The following is a 16,502-nucleotide window of genomic DNA, read 5'->3' as shown; positions in this document are numbered from 1 at the left end:
CGGCGGGGCACCGCCCCACACCACCAGCCCCGCCGGCGATTGAGGCGCGGGGTCTGGGGCGGAGCCCCAGCACCCACCGGCCAGCCGCAGCCGAACCGCAGGGCCACGGCACCCGCCCTACCCCACCAGCCCCGCCGGCGATTGAGGCGCGGGGCCCGGGGCAGCGCCCCAGCACCACCCACCCGCCCCAGCCGAACCGCAGGGCCCCGGCCACCCCGGCGGGAGGCTACTCGTGGTGTTCCAGGCCGATCGCCTTCTGGAGGTTCTTGTGGGCCTGACCCCATTCGCCCTCCTGCTGTTCCAGCAGCGCCGCGGCGATGGCGTCGAGTTTGACCTGGATGGCGTGTTCCGCGCGGCGTTCGGAGTTCTTCAGCAGGGCCAGCAGGAGCAGGGCCACCGCGCCCATCGCGTCGCCGACCAAGTGCTGCCAGCTCGTGTCCAGGTGGAGCAGGTGGACCACGAGGAAGGCCGCCACCAGCAGGACGCAGAACACGGAGAAGGGAGCGGAGCTGGTGAAGTTGGACGCCAGTTCCGCGAGCTTCTCGAACCGCCCGAGCTCGTCGTCGTCGCCCTTCTTCGCGGGGTGCTCAAAGGTCATGCTCCACGCCTGCCCGCTGCGGCACCCCGAACCACCCGGTTCGCCCGCTTGTGCCCGAAGGTGTCGCGGCCGGGCCGAACGGCCCATACCCCGCACGGCACCGCCGAGAAGATATTGCGCCAGATTGGCAAGATGACTCCGCGCCAAACGATCATTTTCGCTCAGCAAGCTTCAAACACGATCATCCGACGCTCGCCCCCGTCACCCCCGCTCGGGATACCCCCGTCCCGCCCGTCGACTGCCCCCGACCCCGGCCGAGGATGGCCGAAACCATTCGGGCCGCCCGGAATTGCAGACAACTTCCGGCCATTCAAAGCGAGTTGACCTCGCAGCAAGGGTCAACCTAAGGTTTGGACCAGTACTGACCAGTACTCCTATTCCAGCTTTGGCTGTTTCCGTGCTCCACTCCGCCAATCCCATCGCAGGGGAATGAATCAGGCCGATGTTTGCGGATCAGGATGCGATGGACGCCGGCTGCGTGACCTCGGGTCGATCGCCCCGGAGAGCTCCGCGCATCCTCGTCCCCAGATCCGTGGTACCGCGGAGAACACCGGCCCCGTGAGCCCCGGAGCTCCGGCACCCCGAAGAGGGGGAACCCCGCGCGGCAGCCCTCCCGGCGCCGCGCGTCACGTTCGCCGTCCGCCTGCCGGCCCGCACCCGGTGCGAACATCCGATCCGGCATTGAATGAGGCTGAGAATGCTTGACGCTGCCCTGGACCAGATCCACTACGAGACGGTGGTCGACGCCGTGCGCGCGCACGCCGCGCGCATACCGGACCATCCGCTGTTCACCTTCCTCCCCGACGGCGAGGAGGCCGAGCCCTCGCTGACCTTCGCGGCGCTCGACGCCAAGGCGCGGGCCGTCGCCGCGAGCCTGCACGCCGCGCACGTGGAGCCCGGCTCCCGTGCGCTCCTGCTGTTCCAGCCCGGCCAGGACTTCGTCGTCGCCTTCTTCGGCTGCCTCTACGCGGGCGTCGTCGCCGTGCCCGCGTACCTCCCCCACCCGGCGCAGCGTGCCCGGGGCCTGCTGCGGCTGGCCGGGATCGCCGAGGACGCGCAGCCCGCGGCCGTGCTGACCACCGCCGGGATCCGGGCGGCCATCGAGACGACGGCGCGTACGATCCCCGAGGTCCAGGAGACGGCCTGGCTGGCGGTCGACACGATCGCGGAGGGGACCGGAGCGAACTGGTCCGCACCGTCCCCGGAACCGAAGTCGGTCGCCTTCCTGCAGTACACCTCCGGCTCGACCGGACGGCCGAAGGGTGTGATGGTCACCCACGGCAACCTCACCCACAACACCGACCTCATCCGCACGTCCCTCGGAATGGACGGCTCCACGGTTGTCGTGGGGTGGCTGCCGCCCTATCACGACATGGGACTGATCTCGATGATCATCGTTCCGGCGATGATGGGGATCCATTCCGTTTCCATGCCGACCGTGGCGTTCCTGCAGAGTCCGGTGCGCTGGCTGCGCGCGATATCGACGTACCGGGGAACGCTTTCCGCGGCCCCCAACTTCGCGTTCGATCTGTGCACCCGGAAAGTCACCGAGGAGGACCGCGCGACCCTGGACCTTTCGTCCTGGCTCGTCGCGACGAATGGTGCCGAGCCCATTCGCGCCGAGTCGATGAAGCGGTTCTCCGAGGCATTCGCGTCCACCGGATTCCGCCCGGAAACCATCGTTCCGGTATACGGGCTCGCGGAGAGCACGCTGCTGGTGAGCGGGGCTCCGATCGAACGGCCCTGGGTGTTCCGGTCCTTCGACGAGAACGAGCTCGAACGCGGGGCCGCGGTGGTCGTGCCCGACGACAGCCCGGGCGCGCGCGTCCTGGTCAGCTGCGGCGTCAGCCGGGCCCTCGACGTGGCCGTCGTCGACCCGCAGGCGCGCACCCGGTGCCGGCCGGGACAGGTCGGTGAGATCTGGGTCGCGGGCGACAGCGTCGCGGTCGGCTACTGGCAGCGTCCCGACCTCAGCCGCGAGGCCTTCGAGGCGACGCTCGCCGACGGCGACGACCAGGGCCCGTACATGCGTACGGGCGATCTGGGCTTCCAGACGCAGGACGGTCTGTTCGTCTGCGGACGCATCAAGGACGTCATCATCGTGGGCGGGCGCAACCACTACCCCCACGACATCGAGCGCACCGCCGAGAGCGCGCACCCCGCGATCCGCCCCGGCTGCGTCGCCGCCTTCGGTGTCACCACGGACGGCGTGGAGCAGGTGGTGGTCGCCGCGGAGCTGCGCCGCGAGGCCGGCGACGGCTCGGACCGGGAGGCCCAGGAGGGCGTCGTGAACGCCGTGCTGCGTGCGGTGGCCCAGGAGCACCGGCTGACCGTGCGCGAGGTCGTCCTCCTGCCCGCCGGGACCCTCCCCAAGACGTCGAGCGGCAAGCTCCAGCGCCGCGAGACCCGGAAGGAGTACCTGGCCGGCCGGTCGCCGTGGAACGCCCAGCACTGACCCGCACCACCACAGAACAGCGGAACAGCACGACACAGGGGGAGCACATGAAGGACACCGAGCTGGAAACCTGGCTGCGCCGGCGCATCGCCGAGCTGGCCCGCACGAGTTCGGCAGACGAGATATCGGTCCACGAGCCGCTGGCCGCCTACGGCCTGTCCTCGATCGACGCGGTGGCGCTGGCCGGTGAACTCGGCGCCCTGCTGGGCCGGAAGGTCTCGCCGACGGTCGCGTACGAATTTCCCACGCTCAAGGAGATCCTGGACCACCTCCAGGGCAGGCGGCCCGACCGGGGCGGCCTCACCGCACCGCGCCGCACCGCCACAGCCGGCGCGGCCCACGACGAGCCGATCGCCATCATCGGCATGGGGTGCCGGTTCCCCGGGGCCGACGGCCCGGAGGCCTTCTGGGACCTGCTCGAACGGGGCGTGGACGCCGTCGGCCGGGTCCCCGACGACCGGTTCGCGCGCTGGGGCCGCGGCGACGGCGGCACCGACCGCGCCGGCGTCGGAGGCTTCCTCGGCGGCGTCGGCGGACTGGACCTGGACTTCTTCGGCATCAGCGAGCACGAGGCCGCCAAGATCGACCCGCAGCAGCGGCTCATGCTGGAGGTGGCCTGGGAGGCCGTGGAGGACGCGGGGATCGACCCGTACGGCCTGGCCGGTTCGGCCACCGGCGTCTTCGTGGGCATCTCCAGCTCGGACTACCGCGACGTCCTGGCGAACTCGCCCTCGGCGGACGCCTATTCGCTGCTCGGCGGGGCGTCCAGCGTAGCCGCCAACCGGCTCTCCTACGTACTCGACCTGCGCGGCCCGAGCCTGTCCGTCGACACGGCCTGCTCCTCGTCCCTCGTCGCCGTCCACCTCGCGTGCGAGGCGATCCGCCGCGGTGAATGCGGCGTCGCCATCGTCGGCGGCGTGAACGTGATCCTCACCCCGGCGATCACCGAGGCGTTCGACAACTCGGGCGTCATGGCACCCGACGGCCGCTGCAAGGCCTTCTCGGCGCGGGCCGACGGCTACGTGCGCAGCGAGGGCGCCGGTGCGGTCGTCCTCAAGCCGCTGAGCGAGGCGCTGCGCGACGGGGACCGCGTCTCGGCGGTGATCCGCGGGTCCGCGGTGACCTCGGACGGGCGGACCAACGGCCTGCTGGCGCCCAGCCGCCGGGCGCAGGAGGACGTGGTGCGCCTCGCGCTCGCGGGCGCGGGCGCCCGCCCGTCGGAGGTCGGCTACGTCGAGGCCCACGGGACGGGCACCGCGATCGGCGACCAGATCGAGGCCGCCGCGCTGGGCACCGTTTTGAAGCAGGGCCGCGCCGAGGACCGGCCGTGCGCGATCGGCTCGGTGAAGACGAACCTCGGGCACCTGGAAGCGGCGGCCGGCATCGCCGGCCTGATCAAACTGGCCCTCTCCTTCGAGCACGGGGCCCTCCCGCCGTCCCTGCACTGTGCGGAGCCGAACCCGGACATCGACTTCGACGGGCTGGGGCTGCGCGTGCAGACCTCGCTGCGCCGCTGGGAGTCTTCCGAGGAGCTCGGTCTGGCCGGAGTGAGCTCCTTCGGTTTCGGCGGCACGAACGCGCACGCGGTGCTCGGCCCCGCCCCCGCCGCCGTTGCGGAGGCGGAGCCGGCGGCGCCCGCGGGCGACGGGCACCCCGTACGGCTCCTGGCCCTGTCGGCCGCCACCGAGGCGGCCCTGCACGCGCAGGCCGCCGGTCACGCGGCCTGGGCCGCCGGGGTGGACGAGCACGAGCTGGGCCGGGACACCGCCGCGGCGACGCTGCTGCGGGGACGCGGCGGGCCACGGGGGCGCGAGTTCCGCGCCGCCTTCGCCTTCGCGGACAAGGAGGAGCTCCTCGGCCGCCTGCGCGAGCCGTTCACGGCCGCGCGGGGCGTACCGGACGAGGCGGGCGTCGTCTTCGTGTTCCCCGGACAGGGCGCGCAGTGGCTCGGGATGGGCCGGGCCCTGCTGGAGTCTGAGCCCGCCTTCGACCTGGCCGTCTCGCGCTGCGAGCAGGCCTTCGCCCCGTACGTCGACTGGTCGCTGCGCGAGGTCCTGACCGAGGAGGACGCCGCTGCGCTGCTGGAGCGCATCGACGTCGTCCAGCCCGCGCTCTTCGCGATGCAGGTCGCGCTGGCGGCGCTCTTCCGGTCCTGGGGCGTGCGGCCCGCCGGTGTCGTCGGGCACAGCATGGGTGAAGTGGCGGCGGCCCACGTCGCGGGCGCGCTGCGACTGGAGGACGCGGCGCGGATCATCTGCCGGCGCAGCGCCCTGATGATGCGTCACCGCGGCCAAGGATCCATGGCGCTGGTCTCGCTCCCCGTCTCGGACGTGCGCAAGGCCCTGGAGCCCTACGGGGACCGGCTCTCGCTCGCCGCGCACAACGGGCCGAGCACGACGGTGGTGTCCGGGGAGGCCGCGGCCGTCGACGCGTTCGTGACCGCCATGGACGCCGAGGGCGTCTTCTGCCGGCGGGTCAAGGTGGACGTGGCCTCGCACTGCGCGCTGCTGGAGGACCTGCGCGAGGACCTCACCGCCGAGCTGTCCGGGCTGTCGCCGCGTGCCGCGACCGCCGTCTTCTACTCCTCCCTGGTCGGGGAGCGCCTCGACGCGCAGGCGCTGGACGCGGGCTACTGGTGGCGCAACCTGCGCGAGCCGGTGCTGTTCGCCGACGCGGTCCGCACGGCCGGGGCGGCCGGACACCGGGTGTTCCTGGAGATGAGTCCGCACCCGCTGCTGTCGGTGTCGGTGACCGAGTGCCTGGAGGACGACGACCGCGCCGCGGCCGCCGTCCCGGCGATGCGGCGCTCGGACGGCCGGGCGCCCTACGAAGCGGTCGCCGCGCTGTTCGAGGCCGGGTGCGAGATCGACTGGGCCGCCTTCTTCGGCGGCCGGCCCCGGGCGGGCACGCGGCTGCCCGCGTACCCCTGGCAGCGCCAGGAGCACTGGGTGGAGCCCGAGGGCCCCCGCTCGGAGGGCACGCTGGTCACCGGGGCGCTGCCGGTCATCCGGGACCACCGGGTGCTGGAACGGGCGATCGCGCCCGCCGCGTGGATGCTCGACGCGGCGCTGAAGGATCTCAATCCGGACCGGGTCGGCGGGTACGGCCTGAGCGACGTACTGGTGACGAACCCCCTGGCCGTCGCCGAGGGTGAGGCCCGGCACGTGCGGGTCTCCCGGCGGGTCCGCGCGGGGAACGAGCCCTTCCTGTCCGTGGAGAGCCGGGCGGCCGGCGATCGGGGCTCCGCGTGGGAGGAGCACGTCTCCGCCATGTGGTCCGAGGCCCCGCCGGCCCCGGACGCGGCGGACCTGTCCGCGATCCGCCTGCGGTGCCCGCGGCGCGTCGAGCCCGATGTCCTCTACGAGCACCTGGCGGCGTCGGGGCTCTCGTACGGGGACACCATGCGGATGGTGACCGGGATGTGGCTGGGCGAGAAGGAGCTGCTGACCCGGCTCGCTCCCCCGTCCCCGCGGACCGCGGGCCGGCCGCTGCCGGCGGACGTCGCGGACGGGGCCATGCAGTCCATCGCCGGGCTGTCCGTCGACGGCGGCGCCGACGGGACGTTCGTGGGGTTCGGCTACGGACGGGTCGACGTCTTCGCGCCCTGGTCAGGTCCGGCCTTCGCCCACGTGCGGCTGCTCGGCGAACTCGAGGCCGACGCCGACACCTTCGACTGTGACGTGGACGTACTCGATCCCGACGGGCGGGTCCTCGTACGGTTCACGGGCGTGTCGCTCAAGCGGATGCGCACCCGGCACTCCATGCGCTTCTTCGCCGTGGACGCGCGGCCGCAGCCGCGGCCCGCCGAGACCGACGCGACCGCCGCCGCCACGCCCGTCGTCCTCCTCACCGCGGACGCCGGCCGGTGTGCGGCGCTGGTGGAGGAGCTGGGCCGGGGCGGCGGCGGGTGTTCGGTCGCCCCGCTGCCACAGGGAGAGGAGGCGGCGGCGTTCCTGGAGTCGCTGCCGGAGCGGGCGCGCCTGCTCGTCGTGGAGCCGGAGCGCGAGGCGTTCCTGTCGTTCCTGCGGGCCGCCGCGCGCACCGGGTCCGCCGCGCGCCGCGAGCTGGCGCTGGTGACCGGCGACGTCGCGCTGCCCCCGCTGCTGCGCGCCCTGGAGCAGGAGAGCGCCAGCTGGTCCGGGCGGGCCGTGCGGGTCGAGCCGGAGGAGCTGGCGACGCGGGAACTCGCCCGGGACATCGCCGCGGAGCTCGCGACGGCGCCCGGCGCGTTCTGCGTCCGCTACCGGCACGGGGAGCGGACCGTCCCGTCCCTGTCCCCGGTCGAGCCGGCCTCCGGCGAGGCGGACCTCCGGCCCGGCGGCGTCTACTGGATCACGGGCGGCCAGGGCGGGCTCGGTTCCACGCTCGCGGTCACGCTGGCCCGCGAGGCGGGCGCGCGGGTGGTACTCACCGGGCGCCGTCCGGAGGTCGACCCGCGGCTGGAGGAGGCGGTCGACGCGGCCGGCGGGCGGCTGCTGTACCTCCAGGCGGACGTGACGGACGCGGCCGCGGTACGGCGTGCCCTGGACGAGACGCTGCGCCGCTTCGGGGCCCTGCACGGTGTGATCCACACCGCGGGAATCCTCGACGACGCGCTCGTCGAGTCGACGTCGGCCGAGCGCATGAACAAGATCATCGCGCCGAAGGAGCAGGGAGCCCGGATCCTCATCGACGCGGTGGCGTCGGAGGACCTGGACTTCATCGTGCTGTTCTCGTCCATGGCCAGCCTGTTCGTGACGCCCGGGCAGGGCGCGTACGCGGCGGGCAACGCCACGCTCGACGCGCTGACCGGTACGGTGCGCAGCCGGCGCACGCCCGTGCGTACGGTCAACTGGGGCCCCTGGGCGGAGCTGGGAATGGTCGCCGACCCCAAGTACCAGGCCCAGCTGCTGGAGTCGGGGCTGCACCCGATGTCGCCGGAGGCGGGCGCCGCCGCGTTCCTGCGGACCCTGGGCAGCTCCCACCTGCAGCTGGCGGTCCTGGACGTGGGCGACGAGGTCGCCGACGGTCTGGTGGACCGGTTCAACCGCGGGCACGGACAGGCCGGGGCGGCGCCGCGGGCGCGCGCTGCGCGTCCGGACGGCGCGGCCGGCTCGGCGGCGGACTTCGTCAGGGCGGAGCTGGCCCGGGCCCTGCGCCGCTCCCCCGCCGAGATCGACACCTCTGCGCGCTTCGACCGCCTGGGGGTCGACTCGCTGCTGGCCGTGTCCCTCACCCGCCGGATCGGCGCCCACTTCGGGCTGGAGCTGCCGGCGACGTTCATGTTCAACCACCGGACGGTGGACGCCGTGGGGCTCCACCTGGAGGGGCTGCTGGGGCCGGCCGAGCCCGAGGGGGCGCAAGCGCTGCCCGAGCTGCCCGCGCAGAGCGCGCAGGAGGTCACGCTGGACGGGGCGGAGCTGCACAGCACCGTCCCCGGCTACACCATCGCCGCGGGCCCGGCCGGGCTCGACATGCGGCTGCGGGACGTTCCCGTGCGCAAGGCCGGGCCGGGCGAGGTGGTCATCGACGTGCGGGCCGTCGGCGTCAACTTCATCGACGTCCTGGCGACCACCGGTTTCCACCCGTTCCTGTCGACGCCCCCGTTCGTCCCCGGGCACGAGGTGGCCGGCGTCGTCCACGCGGTGGGCGACGGCGTCGAACACGTGCGGCCCGGCGACGCGGTCATCGCGCTGACCCCGGACGGCGGTTACGCGGCCCGCGTGACGACGGCCGCGTACACGGTGGCTCCGCTGCCCGAAGGCGTCGGCGCCGTCGATGCGGTCTCCGTGCTGATCAGCGGCCTCACGGCCATCGCGTGCCTGGAACGGGAGGCGCGCGTACACCCGGGCGACCGGGTGCTCGTCCAGGCAGCGGCCGGCGCGACCGGTACGGCCTGCGTGCAGCTGGCGCTGCACCACGGCGCCACGGTGTTCGGGACGGCGAGCACGGAGGCCAAGCTGGACCACCTGCGGGCCCTGGGAGTCCAGCACCCGATCAACTACGCGGAGGCGGACTTCGCCGACGCCGTACGGGAGCTCACCCCCGACCAGGGGCTCGACCTCGTCGTGGACTCCCTCTCGGGGGACGCGGTGGGCCGCGGCCTGGAGCTGCTGCGGGCCGGGGGGCGTTTCATCGAGATCGGGGCAGCGGGGGTGCTCGACCTGGCCGTGGACGGCCGCGAGCTGTTCATGAGCAGCCGCTCCTTCTGCACCGTCAACGTCGGTGCGCTGGCCCGTGATCCGTCCCGGCTGCGGCCGCTGATGGACCGCCTCGTCGAGCTGATCGACGCGGGCGTGCTCCGTCCCTCGGTGGGCGGCGTCTTCGCCTTCGAGGACGCCCCGCAGGCGATCACGCAGTTGCGCAACCGGGCCAACATCGGCAAGTTCGTCGTCACCGTTTCTTAGGATGGTCGTGGAAGAATCTCGCAGTCGATCAGAGTGGAAGCGGAAATTCCGCACGTTTGCCGATGAGGTGATGGCCCCGCACGTACGCCGCTACGACGAGGAACGGGCCTTCCCCGTCGAGATCCACGAGCGGGCCGCCGCCGAGGGCATCCTCAACGCGGCCTTCCCCCAGGAGCTGGGCGGCGCCGGGCTGTCCTACACGGAGTTCGGCCAGGTCATCGGCGAACTGTCCGCGGTCTGCCCGGGGATGACGTGGACGCTGGTGTTCAACCGCGGCGCGCTGCACCCCGTGGTCGCCGCCGGCACCCCGGAGCAGAAGGAGCTGTTCGTCACGCGGCTGCTGAAGGACAACGGCTACGCGGCCCTCGGGCTCACCGAGCCGGAGAACGGCTCCAACCTGCTGGCGGCCACCACCCGCGCCGTGCAGACGGATTCGGGCTGGCTGCTCAACGGCGGCAAGTGCATGTCCGGGAACGGGACCGTCGCCGACGTGTTCATCGTCCTGGCCAACACGGTGATGGACAACCGCAAACGCGGCCTGTCGTTCTTCGCCGTCCCGCGCGACGCTCCGGGCGTGACCGTGAGCGAGGACATCGACAAGGCGGCGTTCCGCTGCCTGCCCACGCCCTCGGTCACCTTCCGGGACGTCGCCCTGGAACCGATCAGCCTGATCGGGAGGGCCGGGGACGGGGAGATGCTGCTGAACGAACTCCTCGCGACCATCCGCATCGGCGGCGCCGCCTGCGGCACGGGCATCGTCGCCGCCATGCTGCGGGACGCGCTCACCTGGGTCGGCGAGCGGCGCGTCTACCCCGACGACCGCATGGACACCCTCAGCCACGTCCAGCTGACACTGGGCCGGCTGTACGTCGAGCTGTGCGCCGCCCGCAAGCTGCTGGACGAGGCGACGGCCCTGGCCGATCAGGGACTGCCCTTCGGCAAGGAGAGCTCCATGGCGAAGTACTACGCCACCGAGCTCGCCGTCCGGGCCTCGAACGAGATCCTCCAGCTGTACGGATGGCGCGGCATCGCCGCCGACCACGGCGTCGAGAAGCGCTGGCGGGACGCGCGCGCCCTGACCATCTTCGAGGGCTCCAGCGAGATCCAGCTGTTGAACGTGTTCCGCGAAATGCGCAGGACGGCCACGAGCGAGGGAGGTCTGTGAGCACGTCCGTCGAAGTGACCGCCGAGACCGTGCGCGCCGGGGACGGCGCCACGGCACAGGTCCGGCTGCACCGCAGGCCCGACGATCCGTCGGCACCCGTCCTGGTGTGCATGCCCGCCATGGGCACCAGGGCCGCGGCCTACGCCCCGCTGGCGGACGCCCTCGCCGGGGCCGGCTTCCAGGTGGCCGTCGGCGAACTGCGCGGGCAGGGCACGAGTTCCGTGCGCGCGGGGCGGGGGGTGCGCTACGGCTATCACGAGATGGTGGCGTACGACTACCCGGCGCTCTTCCGCGCGGTGCAGGCGGCCTTCCCGGCGGCTCCGCGCCACCTCCTGGGGCACAGCCTCGGGGGGCAGCTCGGCGCCCTCTACCTCAGCCAGGAGCCGCACATGGCCTCGGGCGCGGTCCTGGTGGGAGCCCCCTCCTGCCACTACCGCGGCTGGCCGTTCCCGCAGAGTCTGGGGATGCTCGCCGCCTTCCAGCTCGCGGCCGCGTTCGCCGCGGTGTACGGGTACTTCCCCGGCCGCCGCATCGGGGTCCTGGGCAACGACTCCGCGCAGGTCCTGAGGGACATGGCCACGCAGGTCCGGACGGGCCGCTACCACGTGCCGTCCTGCGAGGTGGACTTCGAGCCGGCGCTGGCGAAGCTGGAGCTGCCGGTGCTGGCGGTCGCCGTCAAGGGCGACGCCATGGCACCGCCCGGCGGGGTGCGCGCCCTCGCCGGAAAGCTCACGAGCGCCCGCGTGACGTACTGGGAGCTCGCGCTCGGCGAGGGCGCCAAGGGCAGCCGGCACTACGCCTGGATCCGGGACAGCGCCGCGCTCGTGGCACGGGTACGCAGCTTCGTGGACCAGGTCTGACGGCCCTCCCCGGCCCGTCAGCCCAGACGGGCCGGGGAGGAGGCCCCGGAGGTCAGCAGTTCGGGGCTGCCGGAGCCGTCGGCCGGCACGGTCCACAGGTCCGTACGGTCGGCGGCGCCCTCGGCGGGCAGGGCGTAGGCGAGCGTACGGTCGTCCAGCCAGGCGGCCTGGTCGTCGACGCTGCGCTTCTCGGCGAGCGGACGGTCCCGCGACGTCCCCAGATCCATGACGTGTTCGCGCCACAGCGAGGCCCCGGCCCGCACCCGCTTCTTGTACGCGATGCGCGTCTCGTCCGGGGACAGGGACGGGCATTCGACGTTCTTGGCGAGGGTGGTGACGGAGCGCCGCGAGACCGAGCCCTTGACCAGGTGCGTCTCGCCCGCCGTGGAGAGGGTGGCGTAGAAGGTGTCGTCGTCCTTCGCGAAGGTCACGCCCCAGAAGTTCACGTCCTGGGCGCGGTAGTCCCGCCCGTCCATGGTGATGGCGAACTCCTCCAGGCTCGCGTCGAGCTTCCAGGTCCTGGTGTCCAGGATCGCGGTGCGCGTGGAGAAGAACGCGGCGCCGTAGGACTCACCGGAGACGAACACGGTCCAGGCGGCGAAGCGGCCGCTGGGGGACACGCGGGCCCGGCTGGGCGTGCCCGCCAGGGGGAAGCTGCGCACCTGGCGCAGCTCGGCGTCGACGATGACCGCCTTGTTGTCCTGGGCGAGCGCGCCCGGACTGGAGCGCAGGCACACGCCCGTCCCCGCCGCGGCGTGGAAGCGCCGGCAGGTCAGGTCGGACACGGTGCGGGGGCCGTCGGGCGCGTCGGCCGGGACGGAGGTGAGGGCCCCGCGGTCCGGGCCCTGCCCGCTGCCCAGGAAGGCCAGCGTGTCCCGCCCGGCCGTCAGCGTGACGGCCCCCGCGGTCGCCTCCGCGCCGCCCGTACGGGGCTGGTCGGCGCGGGAGGCGGCGCGCTGCACCAGGGCGGCGCCGACGCCCCCGAGCAGCAGCACCGCCACCGCGAGGACGATCAGGCGGCGGGAGCGTGTCATCGGGTTCCTCACGGGCGTCGGGCCGGGTCGGGCGGAGTGGCTGCAGCTGCCGCAGGTGCGCAGGGCGCGGGCGGGGCCGGCCGCAGCACGTAGCCGGCGACGGCCGCGCAGCAGAGCAGGCCGGCCGCGGCGGCGGCGAGGGCCGGGCCGGTGCCCCAGAGGGTCCACGCCCCGCCGAAGGCCAGCGAGCAGCCGAAGCGGGCCAGCGCCTGGCCGGTGCCGACCAGGGCCAGGCCGGTGGCGCGCAGCGACTCGGGGACGGTGGCGGCGACGGCGGCGGGCAGCACCCCGTCGGTGGCGGCGTAGAACATGCCGTGCAGGGCGAGGACCAAGTAGGGCAGGGCCGGCCAGGCGGGGGCCCACAGCAGCAGCCCGTAGGCGGCGAGCAGGAGGGCGTGGCCGGTCAGGAAGACGGTGCGGCGCCCGATCCGGTCGGCGAGGGCGCCGGCCGGGACGGCCAGCAGCAGGAACACGGCGGCGGTGCCGAGCGGCAGGAGCGGGAACCACTGGTCGTCGATGCCCGTCCGGCGCTGGAGCAGCAGGTAGACGAAGGCGTCGCTGATGGTGGTGAGTCCGAGCAGGACCGCGCAGAGCGCCAGGGCCCGCAGCCGCGGCAGGCGCAGCAGGGCCGCTGCGTCGCGCAGCCGTACGGGGTCGGGCCGCTCGGGGGCGGGCGGCGCGGCGGCCGTCCGGGGGCGGGGGGGCGGTGTGCCGCCCGCGCCGGAGGGGACGAACAGCATGAGCACGACGACGCCCAGGGCGGCGACGCAGGCGCTGACGCCGAAGACGGCGTCGTAGCCGTCGACGGCCACGCCGAGGATGAGGAAGGCGGCGAGCGGGCCGAGCAGCGCCCCGGTGGTGTCCATCGCCCGGTGCACGCCGAAGGCCCGGCCCTGTAACCGGTCGGGGGTGGAGAGGGAGATCAGCGCGTCGCGCGGGGCGGTGCGCAGGCCCTTGCCGGTGCGTTCCAGCGCGAGGACGACGCTGATCGGGCCGAGGCTGTGGGCGAGCAGCAGCAGGGGTTTGCACAGCGCGGACAGGCCGTAGCCGATGCCGGCGACCAGCTTGTGGTTGCGGACCCGGTCGGCGAGGTGGCCGCCGGTGAGCTGGACCAGGGCGCTGACGCCGTTGTAGACGCCGTCGAGCGCGCCGAACCCGAGGGGGCTCAGGCCCAGCCCCGCGATCAGGTAGAGGGGCAGGACGGCGGTGACCATCTCGGAGGAGATGTCGGTGATCAGACTGACCGTGCCCAGGGCGAGGACGGTCGGGGCGACCGCCGGCGCCCTGCCGGATCTCCGGTCCGGCGCGGTCTTCGCGCCCGCGGGCGCGGAGCGGTCCGCGAGGTACATGCTCTGGAGCTCCCCCGTGCAGACGGTCTGAGTCGTTCGGACGTGCGAGTCGATCCCGAACCCTAGTGCTTGTACGGGCCAACTGTGGTGCGTACGAGGCGATTCGGCCCTGGGGGACGTCCTGCCGGTCAGGCCGGGCTCGCGGGCCCTGGCGCCGCACCCGGATCCGGTCCGACCTACAGGACACCCCCCGCGCACCGCTGCGTCACTGCCGGCTGCTCTCGTCCCGCAGCCAGGTGGAGAAGTCCCGGTCGCGGACGGCCCTGCGGGCGCCCCGGCGGGCGGCGAGCGCGGCCGCCGCGAACACCAGGACGGCAGGCAGCAGTTCCGGATCGGCGCGCAGCAGGGAGCGGAGGTCGGACGTTGCGGTGCGCGCCGAGGGGGCGGCGCCCGCCCCGGCCTCCCGTGCCGCCTGGAAGCGCTCGTACTCGGCGGAGGAGGTCGCCGCGCGGACCTTGCGCCGGATCAGGTCTGACCAGGTGCGCGGCGGGCGCACGACGACCCGGGCCGCCTCCACCACGCTCCGCTCCCCCGGCCCGAAGGTGAGGGAGGCGGCCAGGTCGTCGGCCATGAGCGGGGGCAGTGCGGCGATCCGCCGGTGCCCCTCCTCCGTCACGGCGATGACGCCCCGGCCGAACAGGCCCTCGCGGACGGCCGGCAGCCGCTGCCACACCCGGTAGTAGGCGCGGACCGGCCACGCGCAGCCGGTGAGCGGGATGTCCCGGCCGGGTGCGGCGGCGAGCAGGTCCGGGTCCCCGTCGAGCGCGCCCGCCAGGGCGCGTACGTCGGCGGCCCCGAGGACGACGTCGGCGTCCACGTACAGCCGGGGGAAGCCGCGCGCATGCTCGTCCCCGACCCGAAGTGCGGTGTGTTTGGAGGGAGTCGGGATCTCCACGACGCGTACGCGGGCGCCGTGCGCGCCCGCCACCCGGGCGGTGTCGTCGCTGCAGCCGTTGCACACCACGACGATGTCGGGCCCGGACGCCGAGGGGTCGGCCAGGAGCGCGTCGAGGAGCCGGCCGATGACCCGGCCCTCGTTGTGGGCCGGTATCACGATGCTGGTCACCCGCGCAGTATGCACGCTCGAACGCCGGCTCCCGGCGATTCCGCCAACTCTGCCCGGGGGTACGCCCGGTGGACTAGATTGAGCGGCGCCGACCGGATTCGGCACGCTTCGGCGCGGCCGGCCACGATCCGGAACCGGCAAGGGTGGTACGGCTTCGGCTGCTTGTGGGGAACGGGCGGTCGGGCCGGGGGGCGGCATACGCGATTCACGCAGAACATCGGTTGTGGGGGGCCATCACCGTCGAGCAGGTCACGCACGGGACGCGCAGGCGTCCGGCGTGCCCTCTACGACGGCGTTCCTCCTCTCACCACACGCGTCCCGGCCACGGGTTGTCGACACGCCGGTCGGCGTGCGCGGAAGGAAGGGAACGCTGTGAAGGACACCTCCAAGGACGGCGCGCAGAGCGCCGCCCAGACCGTCGGGCAGAGTGCCGGGATCTCCGGCCGGGGGTCCGCGGCACCGTTGGGCGTCGCGGTGGTCGGCGCGGGCTACTGGGGACCCAATCTCGTCCGCAACTTCCAGTCCAGTCCGCAGTTCCGGCTGCGGTGGCTCTGCGATCTGGACGTCGACCGGGCACGGCAGGTGCTCGGCAGGTACTCCACGGTGCAGCCCACCTCGGACTACGCGGCGGTCCTCGCCGACCCGTCCGTCCAGGCGGTCGCCGTGGCCACCCCGGCCGGGACGCACCTGGACGTCGCGCTGGCCGCCCTGCGGGCCGGCAAGCACGTCCTCGTGGAGAAGCCGCTCGCCTCCACGTACGAGGACGGGATGCGGCTGGTGGCGGAGGCGGAGAAGCGCGGTCTCACCCTGATGTGCGACCACACCTACTGCTACACCCCGGCGGTGCGCCGGATCCGGGAGATGGTCCGCTCCGGTGAACTGGGCGAGATCCATTTCGTGGACTCGGTACGGATCAACCTCGGGCTCGTCCAGAAGGACGTCGACGTCCTGTGGGACCTGGCCCCCCACGACCTGTCGGTCCTCGACTTCATCCTCCCCGACCACGTGCAGCCGGTGGCCGTCGCCACGACCGGCGCCGACCCGATCGGGGCCGGTCAGTCCTGCGTGGCCTACCTGACCCTCCAGCTGAACACGGGCGCCATCGCGCACGTGCACGTCAACTGGCTCTCGCCGACGAAGGTCCGCACCACCATGGTCGGCGGCTCCAAGCGCACCCTGGTCTGGGACGACCTCAACCCAACCCAGCGCGTCTCGGTGTTCGACCGCGGCGTGGAGCTGAGCACCCCTCAGGAGATCGGCGCCGACGAGCGCCGCGACATGCTCGTCTCCTACCGGACCGGTGACATGGTGGCGCCCGCGATCGGCGAGAAGGAGGCGCTGCGCAGCATGGTCGAGGAGTTCGCCGACGCCATCAGGACGGGACGGCCGGCGCTGACCGACGGCCGGGCGGGCCTGAAGGTCCTGGACATCCTCGAAGCGGCCTCCCGCAGCCTGGAGTTCCGTGGCGCGGTCGTCGGACTGCGCACCGGGCGCTGACGTCCCCGGATCCCTCCCGGAACACTTCCGGATCTCTCGCGGACCACCCACGGATCCCTCGCGGACCGTGCACACACGCAAGACACGACCTA

At 73.5% G+C, this 16,502-nt stretch carries 9 protein-coding genes; 5 read left to right on the top strand and 4 right to left on the bottom strand.

Going from position 1 to position 16,502, the window contains the following annotated elements:
- Positions 1 to 226 precede the first annotated feature (226 nt).
- Positions 227 to 598, bottom strand: coding sequence for a low affinity iron permease family protein (locus ACZ3X1_RS29815; protein ID WP_362630672.1), 372 nt, complete (start codon positions 596 to 598; stop codon positions 227 to 229).
- 697 nt (positions 599 to 1,295) lie between these two features.
- Here ACZ3X1_RS29815 and ACZ3X1_RS29810 point away from each other — a divergent pair.
- Genes ACZ3X1_RS29810 through ACZ3X1_RS29795 form a run of 4 tightly spaced genes read left to right on the top strand, consistent with a single transcriptional unit; the run spans position 1,296 to position 11,464 of the window.
- Positions 1,296 to 3,053, top strand: coding sequence for a fatty acyl-AMP ligase (locus ACZ3X1_RS29810; RefSeq protein WP_467281656.1), 1,758 nt, complete (start codon positions 1,296 to 1,298; stop codon positions 3,051 to 3,053).
- A gap of 47 nt (positions 3,054 to 3,100) precedes the next feature.
- Positions 3,101 to 9,439, top strand: coding sequence for an SDR family NAD(P)-dependent oxidoreductase (locus ACZ3X1_RS29805; RefSeq protein WP_467281654.1), 6,339 nt, complete (start codon positions 3,101 to 3,103; stop codon positions 9,437 to 9,439).
- A 1-nt stretch (position 9,440) separates the two neighbouring features.
- Complete coding sequence (locus tag ACZ3X1_RS29800) at positions 9,441 to 10,604, top strand: acyl-CoA dehydrogenase family protein (protein ID WP_356812628.1); 1,164 nt, start codon at positions 9,441 to 9,443, stop codon at positions 10,602 to 10,604.
- Positions 10,601 to 11,464: an alpha/beta hydrolase family protein gene (locus ACZ3X1_RS29795; protein WP_467281652.1), complete on the top strand. Its 864-nt coding sequence runs from the start codon at positions 10,601 to 10,603 to the stop codon at positions 11,462 to 11,464. The genes ACZ3X1_RS29800 and ACZ3X1_RS29795 overlap by 4 nt, the downstream gene beginning before the upstream one ends.
- 17 nt (positions 11,465 to 11,481) lie before the next feature.
- Here ACZ3X1_RS29795 and ACZ3X1_RS29790 read toward each other — a convergent pair whose 3' ends face one another.
- The 3 genes from ACZ3X1_RS29790 to ACZ3X1_RS29780 form a co-directional block, all read right to left on the bottom strand.
- Entirely contained in the window at positions 11,482 to 12,498 is a 1,017-nt protein-coding gene (locus ACZ3X1_RS29790; protein ID WP_467281650.1) for a TolB family protein, read from the bottom strand.
- Positions 12,499 to 12,506: 8 nt separating this feature from the next.
- Complete coding sequence (locus ACZ3X1_RS29785) at positions 12,507 to 13,847, bottom strand: MFS transporter (RefSeq protein WP_467281648.1); 1,341 nt, start codon at positions 13,845 to 13,847, stop codon at positions 12,507 to 12,509.
- A 205-nt stretch (positions 13,848 to 14,052) separates the two neighbouring features.
- Positions 14,053 to 14,913 carry a glycosyltransferase gene (locus ACZ3X1_RS29780; protein WP_467281646.1) on the bottom strand — a complete coding sequence of 287 codons (861 nt, stop codon included), beginning with the start codon at positions 14,911 to 14,913 and terminating at the stop codon, positions 14,053 to 14,055.
- A 372-nt stretch (positions 14,914 to 15,285) separates the two neighbouring features.
- On the opposite strand from ACZ3X1_RS29780, the gene ACZ3X1_RS29775 reads away from it, so the two are divergent.
- A complete protein-coding gene (locus tag ACZ3X1_RS29775; RefSeq protein WP_390078930.1) occupies positions 15,286 to 16,410 on the top strand; it encodes a Gfo/Idh/MocA family protein in 1,125 nt (374 codons plus the stop codon).
- Positions 16,411 to 16,502 lie beyond the last annotated feature (92 nt).

The organism is Streptomyces sp. NPDC023541, from assembly GCF_055559995.1.
This window is presented reverse-complemented; position numbering and strand designations above follow the sequence as displayed.

Coding starts and splice junctions, on each gene's coding strand:
- ACZ3X1_RS29815 (WP_362630672.1), bottom strand. CDS start 598: ATGACCTTTGAGCACCCCGCGAAGAAGGGCGACGACGACGAGCTCGGG.
- ACZ3X1_RS29810 (WP_467281656.1), top strand. CDS start 1,296: ATGCTTGACGCTGCCCTGGACCAGATCCACTACGAGACGGTGGTCGAC.
- ACZ3X1_RS29805 (WP_467281654.1), top strand. CDS start 3,101: ATGAAGGACACCGAGCTGGAAACCTGGCTGCGCCGGCGCATCGCCGAG.
- ACZ3X1_RS29800 (WP_356812628.1), top strand. CDS start 9,441: ATGGTCGTGGAAGAATCTCGCAGTCGATCAGAGTGGAAGCGGAAATTC.
- ACZ3X1_RS29790 (WP_467281650.1), bottom strand. CDS start 12,498: ATGACACGCTCCCGCCGCCTGATCGTCCTCGCGGTGGCGGTGCTGCTG.
- ACZ3X1_RS29785 (WP_467281648.1), bottom strand. CDS start 13,847: ATGTACCTCGCGGACCGCTCCGCGCCCGCGGGCGCGAAGACCGCGCCG.